General features: G+C 61.8%; 18 protein-coding genes and 1 tRNA gene. 6 read left to right on the plus strand and 13 right to left on the minus strand.

The genetic code is table 11. The features are described from left to right. Positions 1-11: 11 nt before the first annotated feature. Positions 12-809, minus strand: coding sequence for an ABC transporter permease (locus tag AC2S2E_RS01470; protein WP_486523484.1), 798 nt, complete (start codon positions 807-809; stop codon positions 12-14). Between the two features lie 227 nt (positions 810-1036). Here AC2S2E_RS01470 and AC2S2E_RS01475 point away from each other — a divergent pair, with 227 nt between their 5' ends. Both AC2S2E_RS01475 and AC2S2E_RS01480 read left to right on the plus strand, forming a co-directional pair. After that, positions 1037-1885, plus strand: coding sequence for a LysR substrate-binding domain-containing protein (locus AC2S2E_RS01475; RefSeq protein WP_476104396.1), 849 nt, complete (start codon positions 1037-1039; stop codon positions 1883-1885). 93 nt (positions 1886-1978) lie between these two features. Beyond that, positions 1979-2644, plus strand: a complete 666-nt coding sequence (locus AC2S2E_RS01480) for a peroxiredoxin-like family protein (protein ID WP_486523485.1) — start codon at positions 1979-1981, stop codon at positions 2642-2644. Between the two features lie 32 nt (positions 2645-2676). Here the strand turns inward: AC2S2E_RS01480 and AC2S2E_RS01485 are convergent, their stop codons facing one another. From AC2S2E_RS01485 to AC2S2E_RS01495, 3 genes are read right to left on the minus strand one after another with little or no spacing between them, the layout of a single operon-like run. Continuing rightward, on the minus strand, positions 2677-3630 hold the full coding sequence (locus AC2S2E_RS01485) for an NAD(P)-dependent oxidoreductase (protein WP_486523486.1): 954 nt from the start codon (positions 3628-3630) through the stop codon (positions 2677-2679). Then, positions 3627-4802, minus strand: coding sequence for an acyl-CoA dehydrogenase family protein (locus AC2S2E_RS01490; RefSeq protein WP_486523487.1), 1176 nt, complete (start codon positions 4800-4802; stop codon positions 3627-3629). Before AC2S2E_RS01490 ends, AC2S2E_RS01485 begins: the two co-directional genes overlap by 4 nt. A 3-nt stretch (positions 4803-4805) precedes the next feature. Further along, the gene (locus AC2S2E_RS01495; RefSeq protein WP_476104402.1) at positions 4806-5810 is read right to left on the minus strand and encodes an ABC transporter substrate-binding protein; all 1005 of its coding nucleotides are present in this window, start codon (positions 5808-5810) and stop codon (positions 4806-4808) included. A gap of 79 nt (positions 5811-5889) precedes the next feature. Between AC2S2E_RS01495 and AC2S2E_RS01500 the strand changes: the two genes are divergently transcribed. After that, entirely contained in the window at positions 5890-6198 is a 309-nt protein-coding gene (locus AC2S2E_RS01500) for a hypothetical protein (RefSeq protein WP_486523488.1), read from the plus strand. Here the strand turns inward: AC2S2E_RS01500 and AC2S2E_RS01505 are convergent. The 8 genes from AC2S2E_RS01505 to pepN form a co-directional block, all read right to left on the minus strand. Next, a tRNA-Gly gene (locus tag AC2S2E_RS01505) sits at positions 6167-6240 on the minus strand. The genes AC2S2E_RS01500 and AC2S2E_RS01505 overlap by 32 nt on opposite strands. Positions 6241-6322: 82 nt before the next feature. After that, positions 6323-6859 (minus strand): adenine phosphoribosyltransferase, encoded by a 537-nt coding sequence (locus AC2S2E_RS01510; protein WP_476104403.1) that lies wholly within the window; start codon positions 6857-6859, stop codon positions 6323-6325. A gap of 124 nt (positions 6860-6983) precedes the next feature. Continuing rightward, positions 6984-7799 (minus strand): cytochrome c1, encoded by an 816-nt coding sequence (locus tag AC2S2E_RS01515; protein ID WP_476104405.1) that lies wholly within the window; start codon positions 7797-7799, stop codon positions 6984-6986. 23 nt (positions 7800-7822) lie between these two features. Continuing rightward, a complete protein-coding gene (locus tag AC2S2E_RS01520) occupies positions 7823-9103 on the minus strand; it encodes a cytochrome b (protein ID WP_476104406.1) in 1281 nt (426 codons plus the stop codon). Positions 9104-9113: 10 nt separating this feature from the next. Beyond that, positions 9114-9677: a ubiquinol-cytochrome c reductase iron-sulfur subunit gene (gene petA / locus AC2S2E_RS01525; RefSeq protein ID WP_476104408.1), complete on the minus strand. Its 564-nt coding sequence runs from the start codon at positions 9675-9677 to the stop codon at positions 9114-9116. Next, positions 9655-9852 carry a hypothetical protein gene (locus AC2S2E_RS01530; protein WP_476104409.1) on the minus strand — a complete coding sequence of 66 codons (198 nt, stop codon included), beginning with the start codon at positions 9850-9852 and terminating at the stop codon, positions 9655-9657. Before AC2S2E_RS01530 ends, petA begins: the two co-directional genes overlap by 23 nt. Positions 9853-9895: 43 nt before the next feature. Further along, a complete protein-coding gene (gene pgeF, locus AC2S2E_RS01535) occupies positions 9896-10657 on the minus strand; it encodes a peptidoglycan editing factor PgeF (RefSeq protein ID WP_486523489.1) in 762 nt (253 codons plus the stop codon). Further along, a complete protein-coding gene (gene pepN, locus AC2S2E_RS01540) occupies positions 10650-13262 on the minus strand; it encodes an aminopeptidase N (protein WP_486523490.1) in 2613 nt (870 codons plus the stop codon). The genes pgeF and pepN overlap by 8 nt, the downstream gene beginning before the upstream one ends. 86 nt (positions 13263-13348) lie before the next feature. Here pepN and AC2S2E_RS01545 point away from each other — a divergent pair, with 86 nt between their 5' ends. The 3 genes from AC2S2E_RS01545 to AC2S2E_RS01555 all read left to right on the plus strand — a co-directional run bounded on the left by AC2S2E_RS01545 (position 13349) and on the right by AC2S2E_RS01555 (position 16019). Continuing rightward, on the plus strand, positions 13349-14143 hold the full coding sequence (locus tag AC2S2E_RS01545) for a Rossmann-fold NAD(P)-binding domain-containing protein (protein WP_486523491.1): 795 nt from the start codon (positions 13349-13351) through the stop codon (positions 14141-14143). Positions 14144-14452: 309 nt separating this feature from the next. Continuing rightward, positions 14453-15532 carry an IS630 family transposase gene (locus AC2S2E_RS01550; protein WP_486524551.1) on the plus strand — a complete coding sequence of 360 codons (1080 nt, stop codon included), beginning with the start codon at positions 14453-14455 and terminating at the stop codon, positions 15530-15532. 157 nt (positions 15533-15689) lie between these two features. Next, positions 15690-16019, plus strand: a complete 330-nt coding sequence (locus tag AC2S2E_RS01555) for a hypothetical protein (RefSeq protein WP_486523492.1) — start codon at positions 15690-15692, stop codon at positions 16017-16019. A gap of 191 nt (positions 16020-16210) precedes the next feature. Here AC2S2E_RS01555 and AC2S2E_RS01560 read toward each other — a convergent pair whose 3' ends face one another. Next, complete coding sequence (locus AC2S2E_RS01560; protein ID WP_486523493.1) at positions 16211-17209, minus strand: GDP-mannose 4,6-dehydratase; 999 nt, start codon at positions 17207-17209, stop codon at positions 16211-16213. Positions 17210-17249 lie beyond the last annotated feature (40 nt).

The following is a 17249-nucleotide window of genomic DNA, read 5'->3' on the forward strand; positions in this document are numbered from 1 at the left end:
GGATTATCCTTTCAGGCTTCGACCAGCGAGGGGCGCCATGCCAGCGCGCGGCGCTCGATCAGGCGCACCAGCCCATCCGCGCCAAGGCCCAGCGCGGCATAGACCAGCAGGCAGACCACGATGATGTCGGTGCGCATGAAGTCGCGCGCATTGTTGACCAGATAGCCCAGCCCCGCCGAGGCGTTGATCTGTTCGGCCACCACCAGCACAAGGATCGAAACCGACAGCGAATAGCGCAGCCCGGTCAACAGCGCAGGCAGCGCGCCCGGCAGTACGACATGCCAGATCACCTCGGCCTTCGAGAGGCCGAAACTGCGCGCACCCTCGATCAGCCGCACGTCCACCCCGCGAATGCCGGCATAGAGGTTCAAATAGACCGGAAAAATCGTGGCAAAGGCGATCAGCGCCACCTTGGGCGTTTCGCCAATGCCAAACCACACGATGAACAAAGGCGTAAGGGCCAGCGTGGGGATCGTGCGCTTGATCTGCATGATCGGGTCGACCGCCGCCTCGCCTTTTTTGGACAGGCCCGCCACCAACGCCAGCACAATGCCAAGCGACACGCCAATGGACAGGCCCACCGCCACGCGCAGGAAAGAGACAAACAGATTGTCCGGCAATTCGCCCGAAACGATCATGCCAAACAGCGTGGCCACCACTTCTGATGGTGCGGCCAGCGTGCGCTCCGGGATCAGGCCAACACGCGATCCGGCCTCCCACAAGGCCAGAAAGGCGAGCGGGGAAACCCAATGCGAAAGGGCCAGGCGTTTATGGATAGTGGCAAAAGTGGGAGAGGTGAAAATGGACATGGGCAGACTCGATGTGATGACGGCCCCAGCACAGCCCCACAAACTCTACTCATTCAATTGAGTTTTCCTCATAACCCATCAGCCTTGCTCATAAACCGCGCATGATCCGCGAAAATCGGCGCTTTTCGACGTGGCGATAGAATTGCTTGCCCCCCTCTTATCTCCACTACTTTGATTGAGTTTATGCCCTGTGCCAAAAAACGCCGCTCTATACGCAAGGATTCCCGATGCCCGTCAATCTGCCCACCAATCTGCTGCGCAGCTTCGTTGCCATTGTTGACACTGGCTCGATGCTCAACGCTTCGGAAAAGGTGTTTGTCACGCAAAGCGCGCTGTCTTTACAGATCAAACGGCTGGAGGAATTGCTGCAACAAAGCCTGTTCCACCGCGATGGCCGCCGCCTGATCCTGACCCAGGCGGGCGAACTGATGCTGGACTATGCGCGCAAAGTGCTGATCCTGCATGATGAAGCGGTGAGGATGGTGACAGCGGGCCATTTTGCAGGCCCCGCGCGCATCGGCATGGTACAGGATTTTGCTGAAACGCTGCTCTCCGGCCTGCTGGCACAATTTGCCGAACTGCATCCAGAGGCCCAGATCTATTCGCGCATCGCGGGCACCGCCGAACTGCTCTCCATGCTGGAGCGGCGCCAGCTCGACATTGTGCTGGGCTTTGCCGCGGGCAATGATCCCCATGCCATCGCCCATGCCGATATGGCGTGGTATGGCAAGCATGACCTGCTTTCCCTGCCCACCCTGCCGCTGGCCGTGCTGGAGCCGCCCTGCCGCTTTCGCGAGGCGGCGATACGGGCGTTGGAGGACGCAGGCATCCCCTATCGGATAACGGTCGAAACGCCCAACCTCACCACCCTGCGCGCGGCGGTGGATGCAGGGCTGGGCATCACTTGCCGCACCCATCTGTTTCTGAAAGACACGCCGCTGGAGATCAACGGGCTTGCGGCCCTTCCGCGTGTGTCCTGCGTGTTGCAATCCGCGCCCGGTCTGGAGGGCGCCACCGCCCGTCTGGCCACGCTGTTGCGCGAGGTGGTGGCGGGGACGCAGGCCGAAGCCTTATAAATTATCCTCAAGCGGGGCGATGCGCTTCTCGCTGTCGAGCCGCCGGGATATGGACCTATGTCTGGGCCTTCAACCGCAAGAGGCCCATGCCCCATGACCATCAAAACCCTTGCCCAACGCTTTGCCCAGCTTCAGGCCGAACGCGAGCGTACATGGCCGCCCGAACAATTGACCAAAAATGCCCAGCAACGCGCCGCTCTGGTCGCCGCCTTTGATCCCGCCGCCGTGGCGCAATCGGGCCATCGGCTGCCCGATGTCAGGCTGATCGATCGGGATGGGGCTTCATTCGCGCTGTCCCTGTTGGTGGCGCATGGTCCGGCGGTGCTGATCTTTTTCCGCTTTGGCGGTTGCCCGGCGTGCAACATCGCTCTGCCCTACTATGACGAAACCCTGGCCGCGCCGCTCACGGCATCTGGCATTCCGCTGATCGCGGTCAGCGCGCAAAACCCGGTGGACCCCGGCATGGCGGATCGCCATGGCCTGAGCTTTCCGGTGGCGGCCGACCCCGATTATGCGCTTGCCCGCGCGCTGGGGATTACCTTTCTGCCGCTCGATCAACCGGCCGTAAACCCGGGCGAGAGCTGGATCGGGGCCACGCTGGGCACCTATTCCTATGAAATTGACCAACCCGCCATTTTGATCGTCAACCCGGATCTGACGGTGCGCCGCCTCTGGGTCAGCCCTGATTGGCTGGCGCGAACCGAGGCAGAGGATGTCCTGGCCGCCCTGCCGGAAATCTCCGCGCCCGCTGCGGCCTGATAAACCGGGGGCGGGCCGCCAGCCCGCCTCCTTCAATAGCCCCGCACCGGGTCCACCACATCCGAAGGCGTGGCCCCTTGCGCGAACAGGATGAGATCCTGCGTCAGCTTTTCCAGCAGGCGAGAGCGCGCCACCAGATAATTGGCCGAAATATGCGGTGTCAGCAGCACGCGCGGATGCGTGTAGAGCCTGTGCCCGTCGGGCAGGGGTTCGGGTTCGGTCACGTCCAGCGTAGCAAAATCCAGCCGCCCGCCATCAAGCGCGGCAAGCAGCGCTTCCTGATCGACCACACTGCCGCGCGCGACATTGATGAGATGCGCGCCGGGCTTGGTTCTGGCCAAGAGTTGGGCATTGAACATGCGGTGGGTCTGCGCCGTGGCGGGAACTGCAATCACGATATGGTCGGCCCGCGCCACCACCTCTTCGACATTGGCCAACAAGGTAACACCCTCGGGCGTCACCGCCCCGGCCGATCCTCGCCGCACCGCCACCACATGGGCGCCCAGCGCCACAGCCCGCCGCGCCACTTCCTGACCGATCGCGCCAAGGCCAATGATGCCCACCGTGCTGCCGATCACACGCCCCAAGGGCTGATGCCGCCACTCCGCCGCGCTGCGCACCCGCGCCGCCTCCAGATCCTTGGCCCGGCGATAAATGGCGGCGATCACATAATCGGCAATTTCGTCGGATGCCGTCCCACGCCCGCATGTCACCAACGGCGCATCGAGCAGCCATGGAGGATAGAAATCAATCCCTGCCGAGGCAGAAAACACCCAGCGCAGGCGCCCCGGCCAAAGCGCATCGGGTTTGGGCAAATGGCGCGCCGCGCGCCAATCCGCACTGGGGCGAACAATCAGCACGTCGGCCCGATCGGCCACCGTCCAAGGCGCGCCGTCGGGCGCGGGAATGATCCGCGCGCCCAGTGGCAGCGCCGCTATGGCCGCGTTGAATTCACTCTCAAGCTGGCTGGCGATGATCAGGCTCACAGGCCCAACCCCGCGCGCCCTGCGCCCACCAGCACCGTATCGGCCTGGGGCGAATGGATCCGGCTGCACAGCACATCGCGAAAATGGCGCTCAAGCGGGTTCCTGCGGCTGATTCCGGGGTTGCCGGTCAACTCCAGCGCGATTTCCACCGCGCGGATGGCATTGGCATTGGCGATATACTTGACCAGATTGGCATCGCTGGGCGTACCCCATTGCCCACGATCCGCGGCGGCGGCGGCCTCAAAAATCAGCTTGTGGTTGGTGTAGAGCAGCGCTTCGATCTCGCCAAATTTCTCCTGTACGCGCGGCAGGCTGGCCAATGGCGCGCCCAGATTGGCGGGCACGCGATCATGCAGATAGGCCGCCAGCCAATCGCGCGCGGCGCGGGCCACACCATCATAGATCGTGGCAATGGCCAGCGCATTCCACAAAAGCGCGCTGGACGCGCCCGGCAGCGGCGCCCATTCCTCGGGCCTGCGCAGATCGACGGCCCGATCATCCTTCACCAACACCTTGTCAAACACCACCTTGTGGCTGACCGTGGCGCGCATGCCCAGATGATCCCATTCGGGCAGGATGGTGATGCCGGGGCTGGCCGGGTCGACCAACAGGATGCCAAGGCGCGGGCTCTCCTCGTCGGTGCGGGCAAAGACGGCGAACCAATCGAGGCCGGTGCTGCCGGTGGAATAGATCTTCTCGCCGCTCAGTTCCCATCCGCCATCCACTTTGCGCGCCGTGGTCTTGGGCAGACCGCCGCGTACCGGCGTGCCCAGCTCCGGTTCGACGCGGAACGTGCCGATCAGCCCGCGCCCGGCCACCGCCTCCTGCGCCAATTGCGAATAAAGCGCCTTGGGCCAGCGGTCACTTTTGTCGGGCGAAGCATGGAACGCATAGGTCATGAACAGGATCAGCGCGGTCGATGGCTCGCCCTTGGCCACCGCGCCCAACACGCGCAAGGCATCGACATAGCCCGCGCCCACGCCGCCGAATTCGCGCTCAACCGTCAGGCCGATCAGGCCCTCGGCGGCCAAAAGGTCGAAATTGGCGCGGGGGAATTGGCCGCTGCGGTCATAATCCTGGGCGCTTTGCGCCAACGCCGCGGTAATCCGCGCCAGATTGGCATCCGAAAGGTCGGGCGTGGCAACAGGCGTGGCGGCATAAAGCGTGGCCATGGTTCAGGCTCCCTTGGCGATAGTAGCGTTGAAACGATCGTCCCACAGCGGCTTCACATCCACAGCGCGGGGGATCAGCTTGGCCTGCGCAAAGACATCGGCCACCGATTGCTGGCTGGCGATGGCTTGGTCCGTCACGGGTCGGATTTCGAAATGGGCGCTGCGATGGGCAAATTGATCCTGCACATAGGCCAAAGGCACGCCAATATCCCTGGCCACAACCTCTGCCCATTGGGCATCATGCGCGCGGGCCCAGTCATAGGCCTTTTGCACATCCTGAAGATGGGCACCAATCTGCGCGGCGCGCTGGGGGTCGGCCAAGGCTTCTTTGGCGGCGGCAAGGATGTAATTGCCCGAAAGGAAGCCCAAAGCTGTTTTCAAAACACGCGCGCCCTGTGTGGCCACAGCGCGCTGGATCGGAAAACCATAGATCGCCCATGCGTCAAGCGAGCCGCGTCCAAACGCCTCCGCGCCATCGGAAACGGTCATCGCCACAGGGTCGATATCATCCCATGACAGGCCCGCCGATTTCAGCATTTGAATAAGGTAATATTGCGTGGTGGTCGCCCGGACATAGCCCACGCGCTTGCCCTTGAGATCGCCCAGCGACCGGATCGCCGAGCCTTTGGGCACCAGCACGACCTGATTGTTCACATCGCCGTGATAGACGGCAATCTGCTTGAAACTCTGCACCGTAGAGGCAGCGGCAAAGACGGGGGGAATCTCGCTCATGCCGCCCACGTCCAGCGCGCCGGAATTCATCGCCTCGACCACCAGATGGCCCGATTGAAAGCGGGTGAAGACAATGGGGCCGCTGGGCGTGATTCCGGCATGTTTGAAGAGCAGTTCAAGGTCATTTTCGCCCTTGCCGGTAATAGCCACGCGCAGCGGCCCGGCGGCCTTGGCATGGCATCCGGCCAAGGCCGCGCCGGCCAAAGCCAGCCCTCCGCCAAGAACCTGTCGGCGGGCCATGCCGGTGCGGCGGGTGGTGGTGGATCGAAGGGCCATGGGTTTTCCTGTGCGTTAACTCTACCAATTGAATAGAGCTTTGCCGATAAGGCCGACAAACAAGAAATCCTTTCCGACTATGAGTTTCTCCAAACAGTCCCTTGCGCCCTGCTCAAGGGCGGCACAGCCGCGCAAGGCCGGATATTGCCCTTTCATGGCGAAGCATCTTTGCGAGACGGCAAATCAACATCGCCCACGGTTCACTATGGCCGCGAACTGGGCCATGCTGGCATTGCGTTTGGCGCCATTCTTTGAAGGATGTGAGGGCTTTATCCACGAATCAAATGGCGGAAAGTGCGAAATATCGGTGGACCAAACGCCCCGACTTTTGCTTAAACCATTGATTTTCAGAGGATTGGAGCGGGTAGCGGGAATCGAACCCGCCTGACTAGCTTGGAAGGCTAGGACATTACCACTATGCTATACCCGCTCGGGCACGCCTTGGCGTTGTGGTGGCGACGCGCTTGCCATGGGCGCGCGGCCTCGTCAAGCGCCGCGCGCAGGGCAATGCATCAATGTCCGGGGAAATCCATGATCGAAAGGACGTTAACACCCGCCGCCTTCAATTTTTCCGCCCCGCCCAGATCGGGCAGGTCGATCACGAAAAGCGCGTTTTCCACCACCGCGCCCGCCTGACGCAACAAAGTCAACGCCGCACAGGCCGTCCCGCCCGTGGCGATCAGATCGTCGACGATCACCACCTTTTGCCCATCGGCAATCGCGCCGGGATCAACCTCCAACGTGTCCGTGCCATATTCCAGCGCATAATCGATGGCCAGCACCGGCACGGGCAGCTTGCCCGGTTTGCGCACCGGGACAAAGGGCACGCCAAGGCGGGCCGCCACCGCCGCGCCAAAGATGAAGCCGCGCGCCTCCAACCCGGCAATCGCCTGCGCGCCAGCCTGCGCCGCGCGATCGGCGATCAGAGCGACGCTGGCGGCAAAGCCTTCGCCGTGACCGATCAGCGTAGTGATGTCGCGGAACAGGATGCCCGGTTTGGGGAAATCGGGGATGGTGCGCACCAGCGCTTTCATGCCTTCGGGAGTCATGGGGGCGCCTATAGGCGGGATTGGCGACATTAAAAAGTCCTTTGAAGGTAAGCGCCCCAAAGCAAACGCCCCCCGCATCCGATGATGCGAGGGGCGCTTTGGTGCAAGGATGGACCAGAAAGGCTTAGTGGCCCTTCTTGCCCGCCCAGACGGTGCGATAAGCCATATAGGCCAGCACGGTGGCAAAGATCAGGAAACCGATCACCGGCCATCCGGTCTGGTTACGCTTTTCCAGCTTGGGTTCGGCGGTCCAGACGAGGAAAGCCGAAACGTCGGTGGCCATCTGGTCCACGGTGGCCTTGGTGCCGTCCTTATAGGCAACCTGACCCTCGGCAACCAGCGGCTGCGGCATGGCGATGTTCAGGTTGGCGAAGTAAGGGTTCCAGAAGAGCCCGTCCGGCGTCTTGGCGTCGGGGAACTTCTTGAGCACTTCGGCCGGCTGTTCGCCATATCCGGTCAGCAGCGAATAGATATAGGCCGCCCCGCCATGACGCGCCTTGGCGATCAGCGACAGGTCGGGCGGGCTGCCCGCGCCGCCATAGACGACCGGCGGGAAGTGGTCCTTGGGCATGCCCGGATGCATTTTCACTTCGCCGGTGTTCTTGTTATATTCGGGGATCTGCGCCTTGGCGGCAATCGCCTTCACCTCGGCTTCGTTATAGCCGATTTCGGCCAGATCGCGGTACGAGACATGCTTCAAGGCATGGCAGGTCGCGCAAACTTCCGAATAGACCTGAAAACCGCGCTGAAGCTGTTGCCGGTCGAACTTGCCAAACGGCCCGTCGGACGACAGCGCCAGATGCTTGGGGTGTTCATGGAACGTCGCTTCGACCGTCTTGGCGGGCGGTTCGCTGATATAGGCCACGGTGCCCTTGCCCGCCGACCACAACAGCGCCAGCGAGAAGAAGGCCCCAACGAGTATGGAGAAGATACGGATCATGATGGTTCTCTATCCTCGCTCTCTTATTCGGCCGGGTTGAGGGCGGCGGCTTCATCCTTGCCCAGCACGGCTTCGGTGATCGAGAAAGGCAGCGGCAGCGGCTTTTCCGTCATCGAAACGAGCGGGAGAATGATGAAGAAGTGGGCGAAGTAATAGAGCGCCGCGATCTGGCTGATGATGACATAGGGTTCTTCGGCGGGCGAACCGCCGCAATAACCCAGCACCGCCACGTCAACCACCAGCACCCAGAAGAACTTCTTGAACGTCGGGCGGAAATGGCCCGAACGTACCGGCGACTTGTCCAGCCAGGGCAGCAGGAACCACACCAGGATCGCGCTGAACATGGCGAGCACGCCCATCAGCTTGGCCGGGATGAACAGGAAGTCCTGGGTAAAGGCGCGCAGGATCGCATAGAAGGGCCAGAAGTACCATTCAGGCACGATGTGCGCGGGCGTCTGCATCGGGTTGGCGGGGATATAATTGTCCGGATGGCCCAGCGAATTGGGCGCAAAGAACACCACCGCGCAGTAGAAGATCAGGAACACGCCCAGACCGAAACCGTCCTTGGCCGTGTAATAGGGGTGGAAGGGAACCGTGTCCGATTCCTGCTTCACTTCAACGCCGGTCGGGTTGGTCGAACCGGGAATATGCAGCGCCCAGATATGCAGGATCACCACGCCCAGAATGACGAACGGCAGCAGGAAGTGCAGCGAGAAGAAGCGGTTGAGCGCCGCCTGATCGGGCGCAAACCCGCCCAGCAGCCAGGTGTGGATCGGATCGCCCACCAGCGGAATCGCGCTGAACAGACCCGTGATCACCTGCGCGCCCCAATAGGACATCTGACCCCAGGGCAGCACATAGCCCATGAAAGCCGTCGCCATCATCAACAGGAAGATAACCACGCCCAGCAGCCAGATCATCTCGCGCGGGGCTTTATACGACCCATAGAAGAAGCCGCGGAAAATATGGAAATAGACCACGACAAAAAACGCCGACGCGCCATTGGCGTGGGCATAACGCAGCATCCAGCCCCAGTTCACATCACGCATGATATGTTCGGTCGAATCAAACGCCACGCCCGTATTGGCCGCATAATGCATGGCCAGAACCACGCCCGTCACAATCTGGATCACCAGACAGAAACCGGCCAGAACGCCAAAATTATACATGTAATTCAGGTTGCGCGGCACCGGATAACCGGCCCCGATCGCATTATAGACGAAGCGCGGCAAAGGCAGCTTTTCGTCCAGCCACACCATCGCCGGGTGGCTCGGCTTATATTCATTGGCCCATGGAAAGCTCATGGCGTTTTCCTCACCCGATCTTCACGACAGTGTCGGAGCTGAACTCATAAGGCGGCACCTCGAGATTCTTCGGGGCCGGACCCTTGCGGATGCGCGCGGCAGTGTCATAGACCGAGCCATGGCAGGGGCAGAAATAGCCCCCGAACTCGCCCTTTACCTCACCCTCGCCCGCGCCCAGCGGCACACAGCCCAGATGGGTGCAGACGCCCATGGTGATGAGCCATTCTTCCTTGCCCTTCTTGGTGCGGTCCTCAAGGCTTTGCGGATCGCGAAGCGATGCCACGTCCACCTTTTTCGCCTCGGCGATTTCGACCGGCGTCAACCGGCGCACGAACACCGGCTGTTTGCGGAACACGGCCTTGATGGCCTGTCCCGGCTGGATCGCGCTGATGTCGATCTCGGTCGAGCTTTCGGCCAGAACGTCGGCCGAGGGGTTCATCTGGCTGACCAGAGGCACCAGAACGCTGGCTGCGCCAACGCCTGCTGCACCGGTCGCCGCCACATAGATGAAGTCCCGCCGACGCACCCCCTGCGCCGTATCATTGGGACTGTCAGCAACAGAAGTTTCTGTCATGTTTGACCCTTGCCTTGCACCAATGGTCCATGCGGGCCGCAGGACCGAAAAAACGAATGAACATCATCGCGATCACGGCAAAACCGTGACTTACGGTATCGTCAGGAATCTTCTCCCCCGCGATCCGTCTGAATTGCCCCATACGGTCACCGGCTTTTTTGGTTTTGATAAACATCAAAACCAGCCCTGCCAATGGCCTTTTTCTTTGGCCTTTTATCTCAAGCCAGCCCGATCAGCGCGATTTGGCGGCCATAATCGGCCTCGCGTGCATGGGTGGCGCGTCGAAAGGAATAGAATCGGCCCGGCGCGCCGTAGGTGTCCAGACCCAGCGGCGCGATGGGGCCAATCGCGTATTTGGCCAGCCGATCAGCCACATAGGCTTCCAGATCGAACTGATAATGCCCTGCGCGCCCGGCGGCAAAGAAGCGCTCATGGGCCGCATTCTGGTCAAGGAAACGGGTGCGGAACCCCTCGTCCACCTCATAGGATATTTGCGCAATACAGGGGCCAATTGCCGCGGCAATTTTTTCGCGCCGCGCGCCAAGGCCCACCATCGCATCAACCGTAGCCTCGCAAATACCCGTAAATGCGCCCTTCCATCCGGCATGGGCGGCGCCCACAACGCCCGCTTCTGCGTCGGCAAACAGCACCGGCGCGCAATCCGCCGTCAACACGCCCAGCACGATTCCCGCCCGGTTGCTGACCAGCGCGTCGGCATGGGGGCGGGCATCATCGGCCCATTCCTGCGCCTCGACACAAAGGGCGGAATGGATCTGATAACATGTGGCCAGCCGCGCTCCGGGCAGGACGGCATGGGCCGCGCGGCGACGATTTTCGGCCACGGCCGCCGGATCATCCGCGCTGCCAAGGCCGACATTCAGCCCCGCCACCGCGCCCACCGACACGCCCCCGCGCCGCCCCAGAAACCCGTGCGGCACAGCGCCCAGCACATCGGCGCGGATAACCTCGACCTCAGCCAAGGCTCTTGCTCACCTGTTCGAACACATCCTTGGACAATCCGGGCGTGGCCAGAATACGGTCAAGCTGTTCCCGCATCATTGCGCCCCGGCCCGGCTCCACCCGGCGCCAACGGCCCAGTGAAGGCACGAAACGCGCCGCCGTCTGGGCATTGATCGGGTCCAGCGTCAGGATCAGATCACCGATCAACCGATAACCTTCGCCCCCCGCATCATGGAACCCCGCCGGATTGACCGCCAGCGCCATATAAAGCGCCCGCGCGCGGTTGGGGTTGCTGATCGTGAAATCGGGGTGCTGGGCCAAAGCCTTCACATGGGCCAGCACGTCGCGGTGCAGCGATCCGGCCTGAAGCGAGAACCACTTGTCGATGACCAGCGCATTGCCCTCGTGCCGCTTGTGGAAATCCGCCAGCTTTTCCTCGCGCAGCGGGCTGTCCAACCCGCACAGCACCATCAAGGCGCCCTGACGGTCGGTCATATTGTCGGCGGCGTCATATTGCGCGGCGGCACGCTCTGCCGCCCCTGCCCCCTGGGCTGCTGCCAGATAGACCAGCGCCTGCGTCTTGACCTTGCGCGCGCCCTTGGCCGCCGCGTCGAGGCCGAATGGCACCTTGCTGGCCCGGTCATGCAGCGCGGCAAAGGCCTCGCCCAGTTCCGTGCCCAGCCATGCCTTCAACCCTTCCCGCTCGCCATGCAACAGGCCGGGGTCCACCACCGGCAATTGTTCGGCCAGATAGGCATAGGGAGGCAGGATCAGCAATTCGCTCCGCATCAGATCGTCAATCGCCGGATCATTCAGGATCGCCAGCATCGCCCCGCCAATCGCCTTGCGTTCGGCGGCGCGGCGCGCATCGTCCAATTCGCCCGATGCGGCGGCCACCAGATGGCGCACCATCAGGCTCTGCATCGCCTCATAGCGGGCAAAGGGATCGTCATCATGCGCGGCAAGGAACACCAGATCATCAAGGCTGGTGTCCGCCTCAATCGTGACGGGCGCAGAAAAGCCGCGATTGATCGACAGCACGGGACGCGTGGGCCAGCCGGAAAAGCGATGCTCCTCCTTTGCGGCGGTCATCACAATCAGTTCCTCGCCGCGATGCGCGCCCGTGGCGGGATCGAACAGGGCAAGGCGCAGCGGGATCGGCACCGGCAGCTTTTCAGGCTGTCCCGGCGTGGGCGGCACCTGCTGGGTCAGGGACAGCACAGCCGTATCGCCCTCATGGGTCAGACGGACGGTGACGCGCGGCGTCCCGGCCTGCGCATACCACAGGCGGAATTGCGTCAGATCGAGGCCTGCGCCTTCCTCGATCGCGCGGATGAAATCCTCACACGTCGCCGCCTCGCCATCGTGGCGGGTGAAATAGAGGTCGGTGCCTGCACGGAACCGTTCGGGTCCTGCCATAACCCGCATCATGCGGATCACCTCGGCGCCCTTGTTATAGACGGTGGCGGTGTAAAAATTGCTGATTTCCTGATAGGAATCGGGACGGATCGGATGCGCCAGCGGGCCGCTGTCCTCCGGATACTGGGCGCTGCGCAGGATGCGCACGTCCTCGATCCGCTTGACCGGCTCGGACCCCATATCCGCGCTGAACATCTGATCGCGCAGGACGGTGAAACCTTCCTTGAGCGAAAGCTGGAACCAGTCGCGACAGGTGATGCGATTGCCCGACCAGTTGTGGAAATATTCATGGCCAATGACGCCCTCAACCGCATCATAATCGCCATCGGTCGCCGTTTCCTGATCGGCCAGAACATAGCGGGTGTTGAAGACATTCAGCCCCTTGTTCTCCATCGCGCCCATGTTGAAATCGGATACGGCGACAATGTTGAACAGATCAAGGTCATAGGCGCGGCCAAAGGCCTCCTCGTCCCATTTCATCGAATTAATCAGGCTGCGCATCGCGTGACCGGTGCGGGTTTCGTCCCCGGCGCGCGTATAGATGTTGAGCGTGACGCGCCGCCCCTCCATCGTGGTAAAATGATCGGTCGTCGCCACCAGATCGCCCGCCACCAAGGCAAACAGATAGGACGGCTTGGGCCACGGATCGTGCCATTCGGCCCAATGCGTGCCATCGCCATTGTCGCCCGACGCCACCGGATTGCCATTGCACAACAGGATCGGGAAAGCCTCGCGGCTCCCCTCCATCCGCACGCGATATTCGCTCAACACATCGGGGCGGTCGGGGTGAAAGGCGATGCGGCGGAACCCTTCGGCCTCGCATTGGGTGCATAGCATGCCGCCCGATGCGTAAAGGCCCATCAACTGGCTGTTGGCCGCCGGATGGATCGCGGTTTCCACCACAATCTCATGGGCATCATCGGCCAATTCGATCAACAGATCGCCGCCCTCCATGGTCCAGTCATTGCGGACCACATCGTCCACCTGAACCAGCAAAGGCGTCAGCCCGTCCCCTTTCAGACGGATCACCTGATCGCCGCCTGGCGCCGGATTGCGCCGCACGCTCAATTGCGCGCGCACCCGCGTTTCCTCGAGTCCCAAGCGGAAATCCATCTCAACCTGCGGCACCAGCCATTCGGGCGGACGATAATCTTCGCGGCGGATCACAATCGGGGCGGCGGCAACAGGGGCGGCTGTTGTGTTCATGGCATCCATCATCCCTCCTTAATAGGCCAAGCCTTTCCGAAAGCCAGTATTTCCGAATGCGGGACTTTACGCTTATGCTCTGTTTTATGAAACGGATGCTGATCTTCGGCCTAGGCTATACCGCCGGCGCCATCGCCCAAAATTTGACCGCGCAAGGGTGGCATGTCGACGCGACGGGCCGCGCGGGCAATCTGGACTTTGCGGACGAGGATGCGGTGCGCGCCGCCATCGCCCACGCCGACGCCATCCTGTCCAGCGTGCCGCCAGCCGATGAGATGGACCCCGTCCTGACGCGCTACGGCGATGCATTGGGCGGGGCGGCTTGGCTGGGGTATTTGTCCTCCACCGGGGTCTATGGCAATTGCGGCGGGGCGTGGGTGGATGAAACCGCGCCCGTGGCGGGCATAGGCGGAACAGGGCGGCGCACCGCGCGCGCTCTGGCCGATGCGGCATGGCTGGATCTGGGCGCGCGGGCGCTGCGCCTGCCGGGGATCTATGGGCCGGGCAGATCGGCCTTTGACCGCCTGCGTTCGGGCCGCGCCCACCGCGTCGACATGCCCAACCAGATTTTCAGCCGCATCCATGTCGCTGATATCGCCAGCGCCGCGCTTGCCGCGCTGGCCGCCCCGCCCGGCGCGTATAATATCGCCGACGACATCCCCGCCCCCCAAAACGCCGTCATCGAGGAAGCCTGCCGGATCAGCGGCCTCCCCCTGCCCCCGATGCTGGACCAAAGCGATGTGCCCCCCGCATCCCGCGCCTTCTATGCCGAAAACCGCAGGGTGGCCAATGGCAAGGCCCGCCGCGTGCTGGGGTGGAGACCGATGTTTTCAGATTACCGCGCTGGGTTGCGGGCGATTTGGGATCATGGGCAGAGGTGATTTCCTTGGCCTCCGGCGGGAGTTTTAGAGTGCCTCCGGCGGGAGTTTCAGGGTGCCTCCGGCGGGCAAAGGGTGGGGGCCCTTTGCAATCCCGATATTGTCGGGGTGGCGCCATGGGGGCGGCGTTGTGGTTGGGGGAAGGCATGGCTGTTAAGTCGCTTCGCGGGACGAAAAGAGACGTTCCGGATACGGTGCTGTTGCGGACGTTTATGGGTTCATGGAATAGCCGACGAACACTAGTGGATTGATCGTAACGAATGAGTCCCTTTGAAGGATTCCCATGCGACGTCCTGCATGCCAGAATACGGCATGCGAACGGGTATCCAGATTGAGGTCACGGCAGGGGACAGGAAGCGGCTTGAGGCGATTGTCGCGGCGCGGGGCTCACCGCAGAAGCACGTGTGGCGGGCGCGGATCATTCTGCTGACCGAGCAGGGCGAAGGCACTCAGGCGATCATGACGGCAACCGGCAAGTCCAAGACCTGCGTATGGCGCTGGCAGGAGCGGTTCATGGCTGAGGGCGTGGATGGTTTGCTGCGCGACAAGACCCGGCCTCCCGGCATCGCGCCTCTGGATACCGCGCTGGTTGACAAAGTCGTAGCGCTGACGCTGGAGCCGCCCGCTCAAGAGGCGACGCATTGGACGGTGCGCGCGATGGCCAAGGCTGTCGGCATTGCCGCCTCAACGGTGGTGAAGATCTGGCACGATCACGGCCTGGCGCCGCACCGGTGGCGCAGCTTCAAGCTGTCCAACGACAAGGCTTTTGCCGAAAAGCTGCGCGATGTGGTCGGACTCTATGTCTCGCCGCCCGCCCACGCCATCGTGCTGTCGGTCGACGAAAAAAGCCAGATCCAGGCGCTTGACCGCACGCAGCCGGGGCTGCCGCTCAAACGCGGACGCGGTGCGACCATGACCCATGATTACAAGCGCAATGGGACAACCACGCTATTCGCCGCACTCAATGTGCTGGACGGATCGGTGATCGGCCGCAACATGCAGCGACACCGGCATCAGGAGTTCATCCGCTTCCTCAATACCATCGAGGCCCAGATGCCCGCCGACAAGGCCGTCCACGTCATTCTCGACAATTACGCAACTCATAAGCAGCCCAAGGTTCGCGCCTGGCTGGCCAGGCATCCGCGCTGGACGTTCCACTTCGTGCCAACGTCATGCTCCTGGCTCAATGCTGTCGAGGGGTTCTTTGCCAAGCTGACCAGACGGCGCCTGAAAAACGGCGTCTTTCATTCCGTCGTCGATCTCCAGGCGGCCATCAACCGCTTCATCAAAGAGCATAATCAGGAGCCGCGCCCCTTCGTGTGGAAAGCCGATCCTGACGAGATCATCGCCGCTGTGCGCCGGGGGCACCAAACGTTGGAATCAATCCACTAGGAGAAGCGGCATCATGATCGGCCATAGAGTACGATTCGGGGTAACTTTCATTGTGCTGCTTGCTTGTTTGAATGGATGCTCAGGAGGGAAACACCCCTTTCGTCAAATTCAGTTTTGCCTTGCTGGGCCGCAAGAAATTCCAGAATTCACGAGTTTCATGAATAACATTGCCCAAACCTATAAGATGGAATTTGGGGATCGCAGCGGACAAACGCAGTCCGAGCTAGAGATGCTGCATTCTGGCAACGGAAATGTGCCTGTGAATGATCGGATCGTGAATATAGCAGCAAATCACGGCAGCGATTTTAGCTTCGGGGCAGGCAACATGGGCATGCCCACAAATCAAATCGTGATCGGCTTCAATGGCAATGATTTAAAGCAAGCGGTGCCGTTCGCAGACGCCACGGTGCGCGAACTATCGACCAGATGGCGCATACACGAAGTGCCAGATGGAGAAGGTGCCTTTCCACTGTCGCGATGTGACTGAAGCGATCCGAGATGTCCGCTCCCCCTGACTTTTCGGACATTCCCCTGCCGCGTAGCGGCTTTTAATAGCCGCCACCTTGCTCCCTAGCACCACGCCGCCGTCATCGCGCCGCCAACAATATCGGGATTGCAAAGGGCTTTCGCCCTTTGCCCGCCGGAGGCATCCCTAAAATCTAATAAAATCCCAAAAAATCAAACCCCATGATACGACTTATACCACTCGATAAACTTGGGCACGCCCACATCGATGCTGGTGGTCGGCGCGTACCCGTGGTCGCGGGCGATGGCGTCGATGTCGGCAAAGGACTGGCGCACGTCGCCCGGCTGCATGGGCTGGAAGTCGATGATGGCTTTTTTGCCGAGTTGTTCTTCGAGGATTTCGACCACGCGCATCAGGTGTTCGGATTTGTGATTGCCGATGTTGTAGAGGCGGTGAGGCTTGGTGGAGCCGCCCGCCTTGACCTCGCCATCGTCGGGGGCGGGGTTGTCGAGCGATGCGATGACGCCCGCGATGATGTCGTCGATATAGGTAAAGTCGCGGTACATATCGCCGTTGTTGAAGACGGGGATGGGCTGGCCCGCGGCGATGGCCTTGGTAAAGATCCACATCATCATGTCGGGGCGGCCCCACGGACCGTAAACGGTAAAGAAGCGCAGGCCGGTCAGCGGCAGGCGGTAGAGGTGGGCGTAGGTTTCGCTCATCAGCTCATCGGCTTTTTTGGTGGCGGCGTAGAGGCTGATGGGTTGATCGACGCGGTCTTCGACGGCGAAGGGCAGTTTGGTGTTGCCGCCATAGACCGAGGAGGAGGAGGCATAGACCATATTCTCCACGCCGCGATGCCGCCCGATTTCCAGCATGTTCAAATGCCCGGCAAGGTTCGAATGCAGATAGGCGTGGGGGTTGGTGATCGAGTAGCGCACGCCCGCCTGCGCGCCCAGATGGACGATGCGGTCGAATTCAAGGCCTTTGAGCGATTCGACCAGCGGTTCATATTGCGAAAAATCCTGCCGTACGAAGGTAAAGCGGTTTCCGCCCATCTCGCGCAGGCGGGCAAGGCGAGCCTCTTTCAGGGTTACGTCATAATAGTCATTGACCATGTCGATGCCGATCACGGAATCGCCGCGCGCCAGCAGTTTGACCGCAAGGCTGTAGCCGATAAAACCCGCCGCGCCCGTCACCAGAACCTTCATTGCCCAAAAACCCTTTGTTGCCGTTTGGCCTCCTCATATC

Source organism: Novosphingobium sp. 550D, from assembly GCF_057401885.1.

Coding starts and splice junctions, on each gene's coding strand:
- AC2S2E_RS01470 (WP_486523484.1), bottom strand. CDS start 809: ATGTCCATTTTCACCTCTCCCACTTTTGCCACTATCCATAAACGCCTG.
- AC2S2E_RS01475 (WP_476104396.1), top strand. CDS start 1,037: ATGCCCGTCAATCTGCCCACCAATCTGCTGCGCAGCTTCGTTGCCATT.
- AC2S2E_RS01480 (WP_486523485.1), top strand. CDS start 1,979: ATGACCATCAAAACCCTTGCCCAACGCTTTGCCCAGCTTCAGGCCGAA.
- AC2S2E_RS01490 (WP_486523487.1), bottom strand. CDS start 4,802: ATGGCCACGCTTTATGCCGCCACGCCTGTTGCCACGCCCGACCTTTCG.
- AC2S2E_RS01495 (WP_476104402.1), bottom strand. CDS start 5,810: ATGGCCCTTCGATCCACCACCACCCGCCGCACCGGCATGGCCCGCCGA.
- AC2S2E_RS01500 (WP_486523488.1), top strand. CDS start 5,890: ATGAGTTTCTCCAAACAGTCCCTTGCGCCCTGCTCAAGGGCGGCACAG.
- AC2S2E_RS01510 (WP_476104403.1), bottom strand. CDS start 6,859: ATGACTCCCGAAGGCATGAAAGCGCTGGTGCGCACCATCCCCGATTTC.
- AC2S2E_RS01515 (WP_476104405.1), bottom strand. CDS start 7,799: ATGATCCGTATCTTCTCCATACTCGTTGGGGCCTTCTTCTCGCTGGCG.
- AC2S2E_RS01520 (WP_476104406.1), bottom strand. CDS start 9,103: ATGAGCTTTCCATGGGCCAATGAATATAAGCCGAGCCACCCGGCGATG.
- petA (WP_476104408.1), bottom strand. CDS start 9,677: ATGACAGAAACTTCTGTTGCTGACAGTCCCAATGATACGGCGCAGGGG.
- AC2S2E_RS01530 (WP_476104409.1), bottom strand. CDS start 9,852: ATGTTTATCAAAACCAAAAAAGCCGGTGACCGTATGGGGCAATTCAGA.
- pepN (WP_486523490.1), bottom strand. CDS start 13,262: ATGAACACAACAGCCGCCCCTGTTGCCGCCGCCCCGATTGTGATCCGC.
- AC2S2E_RS01545 (WP_486523491.1), top strand. CDS start 13,349: ATGAAACGGATGCTGATCTTCGGCCTAGGCTATACCGCCGGCGCCATC.
- AC2S2E_RS01550 (WP_486524551.1), top strand. CDS start 14,453: ATGCGAACGGGTATCCAGATTGAGGTCACGGCAGGGGACAGGAAGCGG.
- AC2S2E_RS01555 (WP_486523492.1), top strand. CDS start 15,690: ATGAATAACATTGCCCAAACCTATAAGATGGAATTTGGGGATCGCAGC.
- AC2S2E_RS01560 (WP_486523493.1), bottom strand. CDS start 17,209: ATGAAGGTTCTGGTGACGGGCGCGGCGGGTTTTATCGGCTACAGCCTT.